Origin of the sequence: Saprospira grandis DSM 2844, assembly GCF_000275825.1 — a bacterium.
Classification (GTDB): Bacteria; Bacteroidota; Bacteroidia; order Chitinophagales; family Saprospiraceae; genus Saprospira; species Saprospira grandis_A.
This window is the reverse complement of record NZ_JH719942.1, coordinates 2,599,562-2,617,161: the sequence shown is the minus strand read 5'-3', so window position 1 is coordinate 2,617,161 and position 17,600 is coordinate 2,599,562. Positions and strand designations below refer to the sequence as shown.

Below are 17,600 nucleotides of genomic sequence, written 5' to 3'. Positions count from 1 at the left end.
CCTTGGTCTGGCCCTTTGGGCCAGCCCGCCGCATCGCTAGGCCGGCCCGCCCTTGGCTTTTGTCTTTGGCTCTAACGGAAAAAGCCCGCTATAGCGGGCTTTTAGAGGCTCTTTTTTTTCATTTTTTGCTTATGGGCCAAGGCTTTAATCAGGCTGGGCCGGCAATTAAACTCTAGGCGCTGGCTAATTGGCCGAGTTTTCTTCTCTTTCCTAAGGGCCCGAAGAATCCAGCTAGAAAGTAGATAGAGGTTTTTTTTTGTCCGCTTTTTATCCATAACTTTAGTCTTAGTCACTTAACTAAGTTACTGATTTTCTGCTATAAAGCGCCCAATTTTAGATAAAAAGCAAAAAAAAAAGAGACCAACAAAACTGTTGGTCTCTTTGTGGAGAATATCGGAGTCGAACCGATGACCTCTTGCATGCCATGCAAGCGCTCTAGCCAGCTGAGCTAATCCCCCATTCAACTTAACATTGCATTCCTTTGAGTGCGTTGCAAATATAAAACAGCTTTTTGGTTTTGCCAAACTTTTTCCAGCTAAAAAATGACATTTCTGGAGCTAGGTTTATCTTTTATATTGATTTTCAAAAGTTTATCTGTTCTTTTTTTTTTGCGAAGCCGAGAAGTTTTGCGGCGGGCGGGCCCAGCGCTGCGGAGTGGGTGGCCGAAGGCCAGACCGAGTTTTTTGAGCGCAGCGAAAAAAACGAAGGGCCGAGCAGACCTGCGAGCCCCGCAGCATAGCGGCGGCCGACCTAGGCAAAGCCTAGCCGGCCGCGGGCCCCAAAATCCCTTAATTACTTTTTTTTTCCTCTAGATCTACTTCAGGCAAATTTTTGTACATAAAATTCAGGGCATTTTTATACATAATGCGATCTACCAACTCCTCGGCAGAAAAACTATACATAAACGTTTGGATATCTTCAGCGGTATAGAGGCCTTCGATATCATGGGGATGTTCAAAAAAGTTGATTAGGTCGCGATAGAGTTGCTCCATATCATCGGAGCTATCATAGACCTCTAGGGGGCGGGCGTACATATCGAAAGAGGAAGAGATGCTGAGCATTTCCCAGGCATCAATGGATTGGGCCACATAAATGAAGCGGCAAATATTGGCCACAATGGCCTCTACGGCTACGGCTCTTCGGTTGGCCGAGCCGGGCATAGTAGAATTGTATCGGGTTTGGAAGGCCTTGCCCATCAGGCGGTCTCTATCTAGCGAGATACCGACTAAGCCCTTTGATTTGACGATCGCCTTAATATCTTGGCGGCACAAATTGGCTTGGCGATTATTGAAAAACGACTGTTGATTTTTGACGGGTTCGTCGCTTCCGCTATAGGCATTATCTTTATAGGAAAGGCCGCTGATGCCTACATTGAGGGCTAGGGCGGGGATGGTATCTTTTCGGAAGCGTTCTTCTTTGAGGTAGCCATAGAACCAGAGGCGGCCCTCTAGGCTCATATCGGCTACATCGACTAAGATGCGGCGGCCCACCTTTTTATCGAGTAGGCGGCGGCAGACCCATTGGCCCAGTTCGGTAAAGCCTTTACCCAGGCTATTTTGTTTGCCAAAAACCTCTTCTTGAGCGCTATTGAATCTGGAGACCTTGCCCACGATACCATCTTCAAAATAATTGCCGAAGCTAATAGAAAAAATGGGTACACTGAGGTACTCCCCTGTTTTTTGGCGGATGGGTAAAATGCCTTTGAGTTGGTTGACACTATTGAGGACCAGCTGGCCAAACTCTTGACGGCCCAAGATTTCCAGATTAGTTTCTCCGCTTTCTTCATCGGGGCGCAGGGCAAAGAGGTCGCTAAAGACGTGTCCACCACGCAAGCTATAGGTCAGGCCAATTTCTTCGGGGTGGTTCATCACGCTATCGAGGTCGGCCTTGGTTCTAATCATGCGGCATTTATAATTGCCCCAGGGCGTAGGGTAAGGCAAGGGGGAGTCGAAAGAGCTTTCGCCATAGAGTTCGCTACGGGCGTAGGCGATATCTCGGCTCAGGTCCTCGATATAGAGAAAATGGCTTTGTTGAAAATCTTTTTCGGCCAGGGTGCAGCCCGTTAGGCATTCAAAGAGCTCCTTACTAATTCCGGGGCGAAAATAGTCTGAGGTCATCAGTTGTCTTTCGATGGGTTGGATCACCTGATTAGAGATTTTGACCCCTCCTTTGACCAGATTGAGCAGACTAGCTTGTGATTGTTTGGGCACGCCCAAAAAGGCATTATCTAGCTCAAAGGGCAATTCGATTTCGCAGTTATGCTCTATTGTTTTCCAGGGGCTTTTTCGGTAGCCGCTTTTAGAGGATTCGGCAGCTTTTTTCATAGAGGCCACCGTCATATCGATTATATAATAGCGTTTGGGGGGTTCTTCCTCCTTATCCTCCTTTGTTTGGGCCATCAGGCTATTGGCACAGAGGCAGGCCCAGAGCAATAAAAAAATAGATTGGGGATAATTCATATGTTCATTTTTTGCAGCCGTTCAGCAATTTGCTGAAGATAATAGCGCCGCAGTGGTTCTAAATAAAGCTGCCCCCAGGGGCTAAAAAACAACAGTTGTTCTAGAAAATGATATTGCAGTTGCAGCCAGGCTGTATGGCTATATTGCCTTTGGTTTTCTAGTTGCCATTCTGTTCGGAGCAAGTCTCCACGGCTCCAAAAATGGCTACTCAAGCTATAGGAGATATCGGCATCTTTGAGGTAGGCGCCTAAATTTGTCTTTGGTTGTTGGCCCAATTGGGTAGCTTCAATGGCTAGACAAATTTCTTGAATTTGTTTTTGCTTAAACTCCCATTTGGGCAGCTGTTTTTCGGCCCAAGCTATAGCTATTGCCTCATGTCCTTGGGCCGATTGTTCATAGCCTAAATCATGGATATAGGCGGCTGGAACTAAGATTTCGGCAGCGATATCTAGGGCTCCTACAGCGGCTACTACGCCTTTTGTGTGGGCCAAATTATGGTAGCAAAGGCTGCTTCTTTGCTTGTTCAAAATTTGCTGGCAGGCAGTTATTAGGGCGTGCAATTGCATTAGCGGAGCGATAATTTTTGGAAGCCCACCTTAAGGCCTCTATTATAGAGTTGCAGGCTATAGTCGCCTTTTTCAAAGGTCCATTTGCTGCCTACTGCGGGGCTCCAGCTAATACAAAGGTCCTCTTTATCGGGATAATACTCAAAGCTTTTTACAATAGTATAAGGCACTTTATGTCCTTCTGCATCGGAGAAATAGCCGCCGCCCATTTTTTCTTCGACAATAATGTGGCCATTGGGATCTATAATTTGCATATAAAACTTATTGGGGCCAGGAACCACCACCTCATTTTTCACTATTTTGAAGCAAGCCTGAAAAAACTCTGCTCGTTTTCGGCGGTTGGTGGCCTTTGTATCTCCTCCTTTGCTCAATTTGGCGGCAATAAACTCTAAATTAGAGATCCGGAGGACAGCGCCTTTATCTAGTTGTTTATTGAGTTCTTCGGTGGTTTCTTTTAGGTTGGCGGCTTTTTGGGCCAGGGAGTCTTTTAGATCTTGTTCTTGCTCATAGAGTTTGCGGTATTCGCTGCGTTCCTCTACTAGTTGGGCATTCTGCCGGCGCAATTCGGCCAAATCTAGGGTTTGTTCATCTACAAAAGCCCTCAGTTTTTTGAGTTCTTCTTGCAGGGCCTCTACTTGGCTGGCCAATTTGCGCTCATTATTTTTTTGCCGATCGGCTTGGGCCAAAAGATTTTTAATCTTTAGATACTGCTTATCTAGCTCGGCCTCTTTATCTAAAAGGGCGGGATATAAGCTATCGGCCCTCTCTCGATAAAAAGCCAGCTCGCTTTGCAAGGCCGTATATAAGCTATCCGTCTCCTCGGCAATGGCACCTACATTTATCTTTGGCTTTTCCGATGAGCAGCTCAATAATAGGCCTAGGCCACAACACAATAAAATACGCTTGACTCCTAACATTTTAAATAAATTGATCTCGTTTAATTTTTTGATTTGCAAATTTACAAAATTTGGAAGAAGTCGAAACGCTGCCCATGCATCATTACTTTATTTCCTCGAATATAATCTTTTAGGGGCCGCCCCCAGGGCAACCAAGCCGCAGAGGGCCGCGGTTTATAGCCCTTGGCCAAGCCCCAACCTAAGCTATAAACATAAATCTCTTGGCCCGCCAAGCGATAATGCCGAACAGAGAAGGGTTTCCAGGCCTGAAAAAAGTTGAGGCGCTCTTCTGCCGCCAGTTTGCCCATTTCGCTATAATTGAGTCGAGTGAGGTTTTCAAACTTGCTCAAGACGGGCCCCGGAAAATGGGCTTTGGCTCCCTTCTGGCCAGGCAAGGCGGCCCAAAGGGCCAAACTATCCGCCTTCAGCTGCATTTGGCCACAACTGCGGTCATAGTCACAAATAGCCTCTTCTAGTAGTTGGGCAGGCCGAAAAAAGGGCAGCTCCTCGGCCAAGCCTTGAGCCTTGGCAAAATGAGGCGCCAGATACTCCTGATAATCTTCATCGGCCAAATCTACCCAAGCAATATGCTTATACTGTACTAATTGGTCAATTTCTTGCCCCTTTTTCAATTTTAACTGCCCCTTCCAACGAGTCTGCCCCAGGCTTTTAGTCCGCCCCATAGGCCGAAAATTGGGCAAACTGCCCGCTCCCCCACTCACATAGCGCTCTAGCTCTAGCTCTAACCAAATGAGCTCGCCCGAGCTACTGCCCAATAAAAATAAACTATACTGATAGGCATAACTACAAGCAGCTAGCTCTTTGCCTGCAAAGAAAACAAACAGCAATAGAATCCATAATTTCTTCATCTGCTACCAAAAATTTGAGCCCTGCCGAGACGTCCAGCCCTTGGGCCGAGCTCTATATTCTATAATAATTTTACTATCTATCCCCGCCGACTTATTTCGGTCTCGCTGATAAATTAAACGGCCAGAACGATTATATTTTAAGACAGAAACCGAAATTCGCTTTTTATTCTTAGACGATAATACCTTTTTTAGCCGCTTCAACTCCCCATTTCGCCAATAGCTATAATGGCTGGTCAAACGAGGCGTTTCGGGCTTTTCTTCTCCATCTGGAAAATAACGGGTGGTGGTATAATCCAAACGGCCCTTTTTATCATAAAAAAAGTATTCTTCTTCTATAATTAAACGGTCGCGGTTGCGACTAGCCGTTTTTAACAAAAAAGAATCTGGAGAAAATAAAAAGTCTACTTGCTTTTGTAACCCATCGGCCTTGCTATAAAAAATGGCCTTATCCAAGCTGCCATCGGCCTTGTAAAAAAGCGTATCCCATTTTTCATCCCAATCATAGCGCCTAAACACCTTAGATAATTGTTTGCGGGCATTATAAGAAAACAACAAACTGTCTGTACTGCAATTATCTCCCCAATACCAAACTTCCATCTTCCTTCGTCCATCAGGATGAAAAAGAAAAACAGCACTATCTACTACCTCCCCTTTTTGCTGAAAGATGTTAATTTCTTTGGTCGAATCAGGATAAAAGGCCACAATTTTCGACTCTAAACTAGCATCTGGCTTAAAAAACAAATTGAGGGAGCGCTTCCCTTGCTCATTATACTCTTCTCTCGAAAATAAATACCTCTCCTTAAATTTAGCCCCTTTAGATTTATTGATGACATAAGTCTCCTTCAGACGAATATTTGTTACCTCTTGCGGGGCCAGCTTTAGGCCCAAATAACGATAGGCATCTACTTGTGCCTGCAAGCTACCTACAACTAAAATTGCAAAAAGTAATACAATTTGATTCATAGTTTTTTTCTTTTGGGGCCTCCTGCCTTCAGCAGGCGCTACGCTTTGGGGCTCGCAGGTCTGCTCGGCCCTTCAGGCTACACTTCGTTTCGCCTTCGGTCTGGCCCTATGGGCCACCCCTCCGCATCGCTAGGCCTGCGGCCCTTTGGGCCTGCAAGACGCAAAACAACTAGGCCCTAAACATAAAAAAAACCCCTAAACGCAAAATAGTCGTTTAGGGGTTTCGGCTAACTGAAAAAGCTATTTTACAATATCCGCACTAAGATAGTATAGCAAAAGATCACCTTCTACATTACCATAAATTTCTACAGCAGATTCGTAGCCTTTTTTAATATCGGCCTTAGAAGAGTCAAACTTAATTTTGACATAGCCTTTTTGGCCCGGGGCAATGGCTTTGCGGCTCCATGAAGTAGGCTCCGTACAGCTACATCCACCTTGCACAAACTCAATCTTCAAGTCTTCGGTCCCAGTATTGACAAATTCAATAGTCGCTTCCTTAACTGCTCCATATTTGAGTTCTCCCAGCTTCAGTTCTGGCTCGATAAACTTTACTGTTGTCTTTGGCCGCTTATTCTCTTGAATAGGAGCAGCCGATTCAGTTAGTTTTTTTTTTCTGTTTCTACAGCGCCAACATTACCTTCAATAATCTTGAACTCTACACGACGGTTGAGCTGACGACCTTCAGGGTTATCACTACCATCTTCGTTTTCGTTGGGAGCAACAGGCTCGGCTTCACCAAAACCTTTAGCAATCAAGCGCTCAACAGCAATGCCTTTTTCTACTAGGTAGTCAATAGCCGCTTTAGAACGACGCTTAGAAAGACGGTCGTTGTAGCTATTAGCACCAATGGCATCGGTAAAACCACGTACTTCCACCACCATTTCAGGATAGTCAGTCATCACTTCAGCAATGCGGTCCAAGGTATCGGCTGCGCCAGTACGGATATTCGACTTGTTAAAGTCAAACAATACATTGACAAACAAGGGAGGAGGAGCCAAATACAATTTGTGCATCTCTTTAGCCTCTGTTGCTTTTACGGTCTTAAAATCGCCGATATAGCCTTCTAGACGAGCTTTGATTTTGTACTCTTTGTTGTTGTCCAAAATAAAGCTAAACTGATTGCCATCAGTCATTGTTTTTTCGTCTACCAACTTATCGCCATCATAAACCATTACGGTTACGCCATTCAAAGGAGCATTGCTGTTGCGGTCAAAGGTTTGCACCATCAAGCCAGCTTCTTTCAAGGTGGTGGTTTCTTCCCATTCCATAGGGCCAGAAACGCTACCAAAGCGATTTTCTAGAGCGGGGCGGCGAGTATCAGCAGAAGTGCTAGAGCCAGTTTCCCAGCCTTCTTTGCTAGCCACTACTTCATACTCTTTACCTTGTTCTAGCGGAAATACAAATTTGTTATCTTCGGTATTGGTTTGTTCGGCAACTACTTCACCAGTTTCTTTGTCTACAATTTTCACGGTAGCGCCTACTACTTCTTCTCCTGTTTTATCATCGTTTACATTAACGATTAGATCAACATCACAACGTTCGGGCATCAAGATAGAGAAGATATCATCGGTAGAAGTTTGGCTTTGTACGGCTCCGCTACTTCCCTCACGGTTAGAGATCAGGTAGCCAAAGCAATCATCGCGGCCTTCACGAGTCACGATGAAGCCAAATTCGTCTACGCTAGTATTAAAGCCAGGTCCCATATTTTCTACAGCAGACCAAGCGCCAGCTTCATTGCGCTCTGTTTGGAAAAGGTCGATACCGCCCATACCGGGGTGGCCATTAGAAGCAAAATAGAGACGATTATCGCGCTCATCGAAGAAGGGGTGGCTTTCGTCACCTACTGTATTTACGGCTTCTAGGTTGAGGGGGGTGCGAGTAGTTCCGTCGGCATTGATTTCTGCATACCAGATATCGAAACCACCTTTACCGCCGGGCATATTAGAAGCAAAGAAAAGTACTTCTTGGCCATCTAGCATACCGACTGCGGGGTTTTTGCAGCTATATTCTCCATCATTAAAATCAAGGGCAGTAGGCTCAGTAACATTAGTACCGTCATAGCCTGCGCCATAAATTTTGCTATTTTCGAGTAGGTTACCCACCAACTGAGCTTTAGCGAAGAAAAAGCGGTTCATATCCTTATTAAAGGTTGGGTTTACCACATGAAAGCCTTCAGCGGCAAGTGTAGAAGCGCTAAACGGCTCTACTTTCTCCCATTTTTCGCCATCTTCTGCTTTTTCGGCCACAAAGATGCGGGCAAACTTGGCTTCTTCTTCGGCATCTTCCAAAACGATAATACTATCGCCACGGAGGGCAGAGAAGACAATTTTATTACGGCCAATAGGGTAAGCGTAATTCTCCATAAGTGGAGAGTTTACTGTTTTATCTAGAGGCTTAATAATGAGTTCTTCTTTGGGCGAAGTCATAGTTTGGGCCCATTTGGCTCCTGCGATTTCCACATCGGCCAAAGTTTTCATGCGGTCGGCATCTTCGCCATTGTATTTGCTTTTGAAGCTTTCAAAGGCGGGGATACAATCGCTGTATTTGCCGGCTAATTTTAGGCTTTGGGCATAATACCAGCCCGCCATAGGCATAAAGTTTTCCTTATCGAGTTCGATCAGCTGCTGAAATTCTTTTTCGGCAGAAGTATAATCGCGAAGAAGGAAATAAGTATAAGCTACATCATAGTTGGCCTTTACATCATTGGGTTTGCGTTCGCGGACCTGTTTGAAGTAATCCAAGGCGTTCCAAGTATCGTAGCGTTCGAGGTTACTAGAAGCGATTTCTTCTAGTTTTTCTGTGGGTTGGTTATTGCCCACAGGTTGTCCCCAGACGAATGGCATGGCTAGTAAAACTAGCAAGGCCGATAGGAAATAGTTTTTCATTGCTATTTTTCTAAATTTTAAGGGAGATGCTTGTTTAAAATATGCGGGCTGTTTGTTTTGGGGGCCGGAGAGTTTCCTTGGGTGGAGTTTTTGGTAGAGCGGCCTAGCGATGCGGAGCGGGTGGCCCTTTGGGCCAGACCGAGGCGCTTTAGCGCCGAAGGGCCGAGCGAATAGCGAGCCCCGAAGCGTAGCGCCGCAGCTTTGCTGCGGAGGCCCCAAAACAGCAGAACAGCATTAGAAACGAGGGTTAAAGAGAATTTCTTTGACCACAGGAGTTCTGTAAATTTTGGCAATATAAGTAAGGCCCAATTCGAAGCCTTGGCCCCGGAGATTGTCACCGCTGTAGTTGCTATTAGACAAGCCCGAGAGGTTAAAGTCATAGGCTACGCCAAAAGAAAGGCCGCGGTATTCTAGGCCGAGGCGAGCGAAGGTAGCATCAGAAAGGCGGTAACCAGCACCTGCCAATAGATTAAAGTCCTTAGTGTCATTGAAGTGGATAGCGGCAAGGGCCTGCAAGTTGGCCTCAAAGGCTTTATCCATATACTGAACAAAAGCCATAGGGCGAACAGACAGTTTGCGCGTTAGGCTAATATTTGAGCGAACACTACCAATAATATTAGAAGGCAACTTATAGACATCGTTGGTGATGGTCAATTCGGGCGAGTTGAGGTGGTTATAAGCTACACCTGCCTCGATATTCCAGCCAGCAGCCACATGAGAGAGCATCAAACCGGCCGAGAAATCCATTCCGCTAGCGGTTCCGCTAGAAAAAGTTTCGGCAGTACCGCCAGTAATATCATTTTCAAAAGTATAATCGCTAGCATCGCCAACCGACTGTTGTATGATGCCTCCTTTGAAGCCAAAAGAGAGGCGGGTATTGCCTCTAGCGCCAAGTCCAGCATGAAAAGCTAGGGCCAATTCTGCTTTTAGGGTCGACAAATAAGAAACTTGGTCGTTATAGAAGTTAATTCCCACACCAAACCAATGTTTGGGCGCACCAAATTTATCTTTGCCTTTGATCCCAATAATTGGGGCATCAATAAAGGCCGAGGGCGTTTTGTAGCCCGAAAAAGAAGTGGGGTAGGCATTGCCTGTGGCGCCCTGGGGAAGCAAACTGTTGGTGCCTAACCCTTGCCATTGGCTACGGTAGATCCCTCCCACCCGGAAGGTCCCCTCGTAGAAGCCCGTATAGGCAGGGTTGAGGTTCACTGGCGACATGTCGAACATACTAAAGTGAACGTCCTGCGCCTGCAGTTGCCCCCAGCTTGCGAGGATGCAAAAAAGGAGTATAGGTTTTAAAATTTTCATCTGACTGATAATTTTGTACAATGTTAATGCTTCAGAGTTTTTGCTTTCTTTTGGCGCAGTCAAGGCTACTTGCGCCGGAATAATTATTTAGCGTTAAATATAGTTATTTTTTAACTAAACTAAGTACTCCTAAAGGGCTTAACTCTTTGGCTTAAATGCTTTAAAATAATCTGCCCCAAAAGAAGGGGGCCCCAAAATTATAGGTTTATGCGCGTAAAATTAGCATTTTTTCTCTTTCTCTTTTCTTTTTTCCTTCTAAGCTGCCAAAGTTCTACAAAAAAACAAGACTTATCAAAAGTTAAGCTTTTGCCCCTGCCCGCTTTGGCCCTAGATCAAGACAGTAGTATCCAGATGCGTGGCTTCAATTACCAAAATGGCCGCCTTAGCATGATTGTCCAGAACCTTTTATTGGGCCAAGCCGTTGATAGCCTGCGAAAAAGAGGGCAAAAGTATATTCCTCTGGGGCTGCATCTGCATTTGGTCCTCAACGATAGCCTGCATGCCGCCCAAAATGACCGCAATTTCCAAATCAAGATCCCCGACGGCCCCCAGCTTTTCAAGGCCTTCCTCTCGGCCCCAAACGGCCAAGTGATTCGCGCCCCCCAAGCCTTCGTTTGCCGAGATATAGAAACCCTCAATCAATCGGTCCGAAAAAGCATCCCCAACCGCCAAGCCCAAATAGCCTACGCTAGCCCGCTTGGCCAATTTAGCCCCCAAGAAAGCCAAAATGTAATTGTCGATTTTTATCGCTATAATTGCAAAATTGGCCCCCAAAATTATCAGGTCCTGCTCGAGCTCGACCAAAAACGAAGCTGGTGGATCCAAAACTGGCAAGCCCATAGCCTCCAAAACCTCCCCCCAGGCCCACACCAAATTCAACTCAGCCTCTACAATGCCCAAAAAGAAAAAGTGTATGGCCCCATCGCTGAAGAAATTCTAATTCTAGAAGAAGAAGAATAATTTGGGGCTGCCCACTCGCTGCGCTCGGGTCGGGCTGTTTCGCAGCTCGCTATTCGCTCGGCCCTGCGCAGGCTACGCCTGCTGGGTCTGGCCCTCTGGGCCACTGCTGTCCATCCCTCAGCCTGCGGCGGCTCCGCCGCCTGTCCCCTCCAAAAAAAATATTGGCCAGAAAAGCCCCAAAAGCCCATTTTATGGGCCCCAAAAAAGGAGTTCCAAAGAACAAATTTTTTATTCCCTTTTTTTCTTAGCAAATTTGCCCTCCGCAAATCAGACAAGCACCACCAATTAAGACCTCATCTAATTGATATACAATTATTTGAAAGACTCGCCTGCTATGAATTTTAATAAAACTGACCAAAAGAAAAATCTCAAGAGCTTCAAGCAAGCCCAAAGCAATAACGCCTTTGGCAAAGTGCAACCCCAAGCCCCCGCCCTCGAAGAGGCCGTCTTGGGCGCACTGATGCTCGATAAAGATGCCCTGGCCATCGTCATCGATATCCTTTCTCCCGAAAGCTTCTATGTCGAACGCCACCAACATATTTATAAGGCTATCTGCAAACTCTTTGAAGATAGTAACCCCGTCGATTTGCTGACCGTTACCGAAGAGCTCCGCAAAATGGGCAAACTAGAGGCCGTAGGCGGCCCCTACCAATTGGTAGAACTAACCAACCGCGTAGCCTCTTCCGCCAACGTAGAATATCACGCCCGCATCATTTCCCAAAAGTTCATCCAAAGAGAACTCATCCGCGTGTCTACAGAAACCATCAATGAGGCCTATGAAGATACCGCCGATGTTTTTGACCTTCTCGATAAGGCCGAACAAGGCCTCTTTGGCATTACCGAACAAAACCTCAGCCGAGGCTCTATGGGCATGAGCACCCTGGTCAATATGGCCATCAAACAATTTGAAGAGCTATCGGAAAAAGAAGATGGACTGACCGGAGTGCCTTCTGGCTTTACCGCCCTCGATCGAGTGACCTCCGGCTGGCAACCCAGTGATTTGGTCATCGTCGCCGCCCGTCCAGGTATGGGTAAAACCAGTTTCACCCTAGCCGTGGCCAAAAATGCAGCCGCACAGTTTAGCTCGGGGGTCGCCTTTTTCTCCTTAGAGATGTCTAGCGTACAGCTGGTCAATCGGATTATCTCTATGCAGACCCAAATCTCTTCCGAAAAGCTCCGCAAGGGCCAACTCGAAGATTATGAGTGGCAACAACTCTATGCACAAGTGGACCAATTGGGCAAAATGCCCATCTTTATTGATGATACCCCAGGCATTAGCATCTTTGAACTGCGCGCCAAATGCCGCCGCCTCAAAATGCAACACGATATCCAACTCGTTGTTATTGATTACCTCCAACTGATGACCGCAGGCGGTGGCGATAAAAACGGAAACCGAGAACAAGAGATCTCTACCATCTCTCGTGGACTCAAGGCCCTGGCCAAAGAACTCAATGTGCCCGTGATCGCCCTCTCGCAACTAAGCCGTGCCGTAGAAACCCGTGGCGGCTCCAAACGCCCTATGCTTTCCGACCTTCGGGAATCTGGTGCCATCGAACAAGATGCCGATATCGTTACCTTTATTTATCGCCCAGAATACTACGATATCCTAGAAGATGAAGAAGGCAACTCCCTTCAAAATATTGGCGAACTTATCATCGCCAAACACCGTAATGGTTCGCTAGAAACCGTCCGCCTACGCTGGGATGGCCAATATGCCCTCTTCTCTAATTTAGAAGACCAAGACTTTAATGGCCTGCAACAAGCCGGCGGCAATTTCCAGCTCCCCTCCAACTTAGGCGGCGAACCCAGCCCCCTGTCCTCTAAAATGAATAATGACAACGGCAGTATAGATGATATCCCCTTCTAAAAAATGGGAACTTCTTGCCCCTTTTTTCCTTTTGAGGGTCTGCAGCAGCCTAAAAGACTGTTTTTTAATATCTAGGCTGTAAAAATTATTATTTTATTGAAAATTGCCTATTTTTGCAGGCGTTTCCAAAAAAAGCGGAGACATGAAACATCTTAGAGCCTACACAATCAACTTTCTAAGTTTGGCCGATGGTCAACATCAATTTGATTATGAGCTCAATGAAAAGTTCTTAAGTGCCTTTGAGGATGCCCCTCTAGACCAGGCCCAAGTCGTAGTTAAACTGCAAATGCTCAAAAAGCAGCAGTTTATGCAGCTTGACTTTCAGCTTTCTGGCCATGTTCCGGCCCAATGCGACCTTTGTGGACAAGATTTTGACTTGCCCATTGCGCTAAATGAGCAAATGATTGTTAAGTTTGTGCATGAATTGCCTGAGTTCCCTGAGCCCGAGCTAATTTATCTGCAACATGGCGCCAGTCAGCTAGATTTGGCCAATACACTCTATGAGTTCTTGGTACTCGCTGTTCCAATTCGAAAGGTCCACCCCAATGAGGGTTGCCCTCCTGAAATTTTGGATTTGCTAGACCAATACAGCCAACTGCCTGAAGAAGAAGAGGAGGAAGACGAAACTCCAAATTCTTCTGTCTGGGATGCTCTCAAAGATTTAGACTTAGAATAACCCTTCACATTTATTATTGAAAAAATAGTACTTTATAAAATTCTGTAGAAATGGCACATCCTAAGAGTAGAATATCAAAACAACGTAAGCGTAAGCGTCGTACCCACTATAAAATCGAGGCTCCTAACGTAATCGACTGCCAAAACTGTGGCGCTCCTAAATTGCCTCACCACGTTTGTGGCGAGTGTGGTTTTTACCGCGGCCGCCTTATGGTAGCTCCTAAGGTTAAAGAAGTAGCTGCTCCCGCAGTAGACTTTGGCAATGAAGGCCTAGACGATTAAGTCTACCCCCCTTTTTGCTTTATATCTCAGGCTCTAGTTGCTCGGCAGCTAGAGCCTAAGCTATGTTCTTTTAGACCAAAATAAAAAGAGCGCAGTTATCTAAATGGATAACTGCGCTCTCTTTGCTTAGGCTCCTCCCCTACCCCTTGGGCAAACGAACCGTATAGCTTTTTCGCTTGGCATTGGTCAATTTGCTTCTGAGAATCCAAGGGTTATGCAATTTGAGGGTCCGATAACTCAGGCCCTGCTCCTTGCAAAAAGAAGCCCAATTAGTTGGTCCATTAACCGTCACCAAACGATAATCGGGAAAGGCGGGATAAAGATCTTCCTGCTCATAGTAAAACCCATAACTCTCTGGATCACCCAAAATACATTTGGTGGCAAAAATACGAGGCAAATAACGCATCGTTTCCGCAGGCAATTCCAACTCATAATAAGCCGTTCCTCCCTGCGCTCGCTGCCGCTCTTGCACTCTGCCCTCACCACAATTGTAGGCTGCCGCCGCCAAGGTCCAACTGCCAAATTTGTTTTTTAGGCGCTTGAGCAACTTACAGGCCGCCTCGGTTACCAAATAAAAATTTAGGCGCTCATCTACCTCCTTATTCACCTCCAAACCATACATACGAGCCGTAGCAGGCATAAACTGCCAAATTCCCTTGGCCCCAGCTGGCGAGGTCGCATTTAGCAAATTACTTTCCGTAACCGCCAAATACTTGAAGTCATCAGGTACCCCATTTTTTTTGAGCACCTCCTCCATCATCGGAAAATAACGATTGGCCAATTTCATACTATGAATAGTGGCCGAATGTCGAAAACAAATCGACAATTGCTCCCGGTCAAAACGCTCCCGCATATCCATATCCTGAATAGGCACCGCCTCCCCAGCAAAACTAAGCGAATCAGGAATCTTAGGCATCTGCACCTGCTGCACATGCTCCAAACGAGGAGCCTGAGGAGCCGCCTCGGGCTCATCCTTGGGGTCCGTATAAGAGGTCAGGACCAAAAAGGCCAAAAAGGCAGTGGTGCCCAAGCTGTAAACCAATAAGGAGGATAGCGTTTTCATCTTACTTTTTCTTTTTTTGCTTATAAATCGGAACCGTCGAACAGGCTTCTCCAAACATAATGCTTTTGGCCACTGGCTGCAAAATCCGCGTGATTTCCATATAGGCCGCCACCGGCACGGGCTTGTCACTACAACCTTTAATCACCACGGGCTTGCCCGCAAAATCGGCCAAATCTAGTTGGCCCAAAACAGCCTGATAATGCCCCGCCAAAAATTCTTCTTGGCTCCCAAAACGAACCGCCAAAGCATAAGGCGCCGCCAAACTGACCACCAACTGATAGGCCCAAGTGGGCACAATCGCATCCGCAGAACAATATACTCGCAAATTTTTGCCCGCATATTGGCTCCAATCTATCTCTTTGAGCGCCTGTCGAAAATCTTTCTCCCTCAAAATTAAGCCTTTAAAGAGATAATCTTTGATATCAAAGACCAAAATTTCGGCCCGCGGATAATAATCTTCCAAATTAAAGTTGATGAGGCTACTTTGCGCCACTCTATTAACTAGGGGTTGGTTTTTCATGTTCTTTTCTTCTTTTTTATATTTTTTTGGGGCCTCCGCAGCAAAGCTGCGGCGCTACGTTTCGCAGCTCGCTCTTCGCTCGGCCCTTCGCAGGCTTCGCCTGCTTGGTCTGGCCTGCGGCCACTGCTGCACATCGCTAGGCCGGGGCGGCTTCGCCGCCTAACTGGCCCAATTTATAAATGTCGCTCCCAATGGTTTTGTTCTTGGATTTCCTCCATAATTGACAAATAGCTTTGGTAGCGCAGCTCATGTATTTCGCCTGTTTCTAGACCTGCTTTTACGGCACAGTGCGGCTCATTGATATGCAAGCAATTATTATACTTACAATTTTTAGAAGCCTCAAAAATTTCGGGAAAATTATGGGCCACATCTTGGGGCTCCAAATTGAGAAAGCCCAGCTCCTTGATGCCTGGAGTATCAATAATTTCGCCTCCTTGAGGCAAAGTAAATAGCTCGGCAAAAGTAGTGGTGTGCATTCCCTTTTGGCTATAATCTGAAACTTCATTGGTGCGTAGGCCAAAGCCAGGCACCAAGGCGTTAATCAAAGAAGACTTGCCCACTCCAGAATGGCCCGAAAAGAGGCTGCGCTTATCCTTGAGCAACAACTTAAGTTCCTCTAAGCCCTCTCCTGTTTGGGCAGAAACCAAGCGAGTTTGATAGCTAGCTCGGCCATAGAGAATTTTGAGGCCCTCATACATTTCAAGGTCATCCTCATCATAAAGGTCCGCCTTATTGAGAATAATATAAGTGGGAATAGAATAGGCTTCGGTGGTGAGCAAAAAGCGATCAATAAAGCCTAGCTTTACATTGGGTTCTCGGAGCGTGACCACCAAAAGGGCTTGGTCCAGATTGCAGGCAATGAGGTGTTGGTGGTGTTTTTGGCGGGTAGAGCGGCGGAGCACATAATTTTGGCGGGGCAAAATCTTGTGAATCATGCCTGTTTCTAGGCCTTTTTCTTGCTCAAAGAGGACCTCATCGCCTACGGCGACGGGGTTGGTCAGTTTATAGCCCTTGAGCCTAAACTTTCCTTTGATTCGACAATCATAAACTTTATGGTCGGGCGTTTGGACACGATACCAGCTACCGGTAGATTTAATTACAGTTCCTTGCATAAAAGGCGTTAGATCTAAATTCTAAAAATTGGTCCATATTTAATGGCAGGCGGCCACCATTTCGGCCATGAGTTGGGGTGCTTTTTCTAGGGCATTGCCCACGACTACCAGATCGGCTCCTGCTTGAATATTTTGGGCTACTTTTTCGGCTGTGCGGATGCCCCCGCCCACAATGAGCGGCAGCTCTATGGCAGAAGCAACAGCCTCAATCATTTGGCTAGAAATGGGCTGAAGGGCTCCAGAGCCGGCATCCATATAAATCAGTTTGAGGCCTAGAAGTTGGCCCGCTAGGGCGGTACAGATGGCAATATCTTCTTTATTGGCGGGAATAGGTTGGGTATTACTAATATAAGAAACCGAAGTGGGTTTTCCGCCATCAATGAGCATATAGCCCGTGGGTAAAATTTCTAGAGGGCTTTTGCGCAAATAGGCAGCAGCTTCTACATGTTGGCCAATTAGCAGGTCTGGGTTGCGGCCAGAAATGAGAGAAAGCAGCAGTAGGGCATCGGCACTATGGCTAATTTGGCGCAGGGAGCCGGGAAAAAGGAAAACGGGAATATCCGTTTGGCTTTTGAGTAGGGCCACCACCTCTTCTAGGGCATCATTGAGCAGCAAGCTCCCTCCTACAAAGAAATAATCTACACCAGCCCAAACCGCTCGTTCAATCGTTTCGTTCAATTCCGTCGTCTTAAGTTTATCGGGGTCGATAAGCAGGGCGAAGCCCTTTTGTTTTTGGGCCTTAGCCCTCAATAAATTTTGGTAAAGCGGAAAGTTCGCCAATCCTTTTAGCATAATCCTCGTTTAATCTTTGGGCGAAAGATAGTGAACTTTTGGCGACTGCCCCTAGCTTTTGGTTGAAGTTGTTGGCTTGGCCCTTGGGCATATTACAAAACTGTACTTTTATGCTGCTATTGGGGTATAGGTAACTGCTGCTACAGACTAATTGGTCTAGTTTCTTTATCTTATAATAAGAGATTGGGGGGCTAGTGTGGAGAGCCAAGCGCAAAGCCGTTTTGTTGAGCGGCCTAGCGATGTGCAGGGGTGGCCGAAGGCCAGACCGAGCCGCTGCAAGCGGCGAAGGGCCGAGCGAACAGCGAGCCCCGAAACGTAGCGCCTGCCGTAGGCAGGAGGCCCCAAAATAATAGAATCAGACTTGTTTATTCACTTAATTTTGA

Annotated in this window: 17 protein-coding genes and 1 tRNA gene; 5 read left to right on the top strand and 13 right to left on the bottom strand. The window is 46.5% G+C overall.

What is annotated here, in order from left to right; translation table 11 throughout:
* Nucleotides 1–384: 384 nt before the first annotated feature.
* Nucleotides 385–458 (bottom strand) — tRNA-Ala (locus tag SAPGRDRAFT_RS12040).
* Between the two features lie 59 nt (nt 459–517).
* Here SAPGRDRAFT_RS12040 and SAPGRDRAFT_RS12035 point away from each other — a divergent pair.
* A complete protein-coding gene (locus SAPGRDRAFT_RS12035) occupies nt 518–739 on the top strand; it encodes a hypothetical protein (RefSeq protein WP_156001906.1) in 222 nt (73 codons plus the stop codon).
* A 49-nt stretch (nt 740–788) separates the two neighbouring features.
* Here the strand turns inward: SAPGRDRAFT_RS12035 and SAPGRDRAFT_RS12030 are convergent, their stop codons facing one another.
* From SAPGRDRAFT_RS12030 to SAPGRDRAFT_RS11995, 8 genes are all read right to left on the bottom strand, one after another.
* The gene (locus SAPGRDRAFT_RS12030) at nt 789–2,459 is read right to left on the bottom strand and encodes a hypothetical protein (protein WP_002659510.1); all 1,671 of its coding nucleotides are present in this window, start codon (nt 2,457–2,459) and stop codon (nt 789–791) included.
* The gene (locus SAPGRDRAFT_RS12025; protein WP_002659509.1) at nt 2,456–3,025 is read right to left on the bottom strand and encodes a hypothetical protein; all 570 of its coding nucleotides are present in this window, start codon (nt 3,023–3,025) and stop codon (nt 2,456–2,458) included. The genes SAPGRDRAFT_RS12030 and SAPGRDRAFT_RS12025 overlap by 4 nt, the downstream gene beginning before the upstream one ends.
* Nucleotides 3,025–3,981 carry a hypothetical protein gene (locus SAPGRDRAFT_RS12020; RefSeq protein WP_037350178.1) on the bottom strand — a complete coding sequence of 319 codons (957 nt, stop codon included), beginning with the start codon at nt 3,979–3,981 and terminating at the stop codon, nt 3,025–3,027. The genes SAPGRDRAFT_RS12025 and SAPGRDRAFT_RS12020 overlap by 1 nt, the downstream gene beginning before the upstream one ends.
* Before the next feature lie 2 nt (nt 3,982–3,983).
* Nucleotides 3,984–4,790, bottom strand: coding sequence for a hypothetical protein (locus SAPGRDRAFT_RS12015; RefSeq protein WP_002659507.1), 807 nt, complete (start codon nt 4,788–4,790; stop codon nt 3,984–3,986).
* A 3-nt stretch (nt 4,791–4,793) separates the two neighbouring features.
* A complete protein-coding gene (locus SAPGRDRAFT_RS12010; RefSeq protein WP_002659506.1) occupies nt 4,794–5,753 on the bottom strand; it encodes a hypothetical protein in 960 nt (319 codons plus the stop codon).
* Nucleotides 5,754–5,993: 240 nt separating this feature from the next.
* On the bottom strand, nt 5,994–6,296 hold the full coding sequence (locus SAPGRDRAFT_RS22120) for a DUF1573 domain-containing protein (RefSeq protein ID WP_301280507.1): 303 nt from the start codon (nt 6,294–6,296) through the stop codon (nt 5,994–5,996).
* Between the two features lie 56 nt (nt 6,297–6,352).
* Nucleotides 6,353–8,638, bottom strand: coding sequence for an OmpA family protein (locus tag SAPGRDRAFT_RS12000; RefSeq protein WP_002659505.1), 2,286 nt, complete (start codon nt 8,636–8,638; stop codon nt 6,353–6,355).
* A gap of 234 nt (nt 8,639–8,872) precedes the next feature.
* The gene (locus tag SAPGRDRAFT_RS11995; protein WP_002659504.1) at nt 8,873–9,946 is read right to left on the bottom strand and encodes a PorP/SprF family type IX secretion system membrane protein; all 1,074 of its coding nucleotides are present in this window, start codon (nt 9,944–9,946) and stop codon (nt 8,873–8,875) included.
* 207 nt (nt 9,947–10,153) lie between these two features.
* Between SAPGRDRAFT_RS11995 and SAPGRDRAFT_RS11990 the strand changes: the two genes are divergently transcribed.
* The 4 genes from SAPGRDRAFT_RS11990 to rpmF all read left to right on the top strand — a co-directional run bounded on the left by SAPGRDRAFT_RS11990 (nt 10,154) and on the right by rpmF (nt 13,730).
* A complete protein-coding gene (locus tag SAPGRDRAFT_RS11990; RefSeq protein WP_002659503.1) occupies nt 10,154–10,906 on the top strand; it encodes a hypothetical protein in 753 nt (250 codons plus the stop codon).
* A 334-nt stretch (nt 10,907–11,240) separates the two neighbouring features.
* The gene (gene dnaB, locus SAPGRDRAFT_RS11985) at nt 11,241–12,773 is read left to right on the top strand and encodes a replicative DNA helicase (protein ID WP_002659502.1); all 1,533 of its coding nucleotides are present in this window, start codon (nt 11,241–11,243) and stop codon (nt 12,771–12,773) included.
* 142 nt (nt 12,774–12,915) lie between these two features.
* Complete coding sequence (locus SAPGRDRAFT_RS11980; RefSeq protein WP_002659501.1) at nt 12,916–13,449, top strand: YceD family protein; 534 nt, start codon at nt 12,916–12,918, stop codon at nt 13,447–13,449.
* 50 nt (nt 13,450–13,499) lie between these two features.
* Nucleotides 13,500–13,730: a 50S ribosomal protein L32 gene (gene rpmF / locus SAPGRDRAFT_RS11975; protein ID WP_002659500.1), complete on the top strand. Its 231-nt coding sequence runs from the start codon at nt 13,500–13,502 to the stop codon at nt 13,728–13,730.
* Between the two features lie 139 nt (nt 13,731–13,869).
* Here the strand turns inward: rpmF and SAPGRDRAFT_RS11970 are convergent, their stop codons facing one another.
* From SAPGRDRAFT_RS11970 to SAPGRDRAFT_RS11955, 4 genes are all read right to left on the bottom strand, one after another.
* Nucleotides 13,870–14,793 (bottom strand): lytic transglycosylase domain-containing protein, encoded by a 924-nt coding sequence (locus SAPGRDRAFT_RS11970; protein WP_002659499.1) that lies wholly within the window; start codon nt 14,791–14,793, stop codon nt 13,870–13,872.
* 1 nt (nt 14,794) lies between these two features.
* Nucleotides 14,795–15,313: a DUF2480 family protein gene (locus SAPGRDRAFT_RS11965; RefSeq protein ID WP_002659498.1), complete on the bottom strand. Its 519-nt coding sequence runs from the start codon at nt 15,311–15,313 to the stop codon at nt 14,795–14,797.
* A 173-nt stretch (nt 15,314–15,486) separates the two neighbouring features.
* A complete protein-coding gene (gene rsgA / locus SAPGRDRAFT_RS11960; RefSeq protein ID WP_002659497.1) occupies nt 15,487–16,425 on the bottom strand; it encodes a ribosome small subunit-dependent GTPase A in 939 nt (312 codons plus the stop codon).
* 39 nt (nt 16,426–16,464) lie between these two features.
* Nucleotides 16,465–17,217 (bottom strand): geranylgeranylglyceryl/heptaprenylglyceryl phosphate synthase, encoded by a 753-nt coding sequence (locus SAPGRDRAFT_RS11955; RefSeq protein WP_002659496.1) that lies wholly within the window; start codon nt 17,215–17,217, stop codon nt 16,465–16,467.
* Nucleotides 17,218–17,600: the final 383 nt, after the last annotated feature.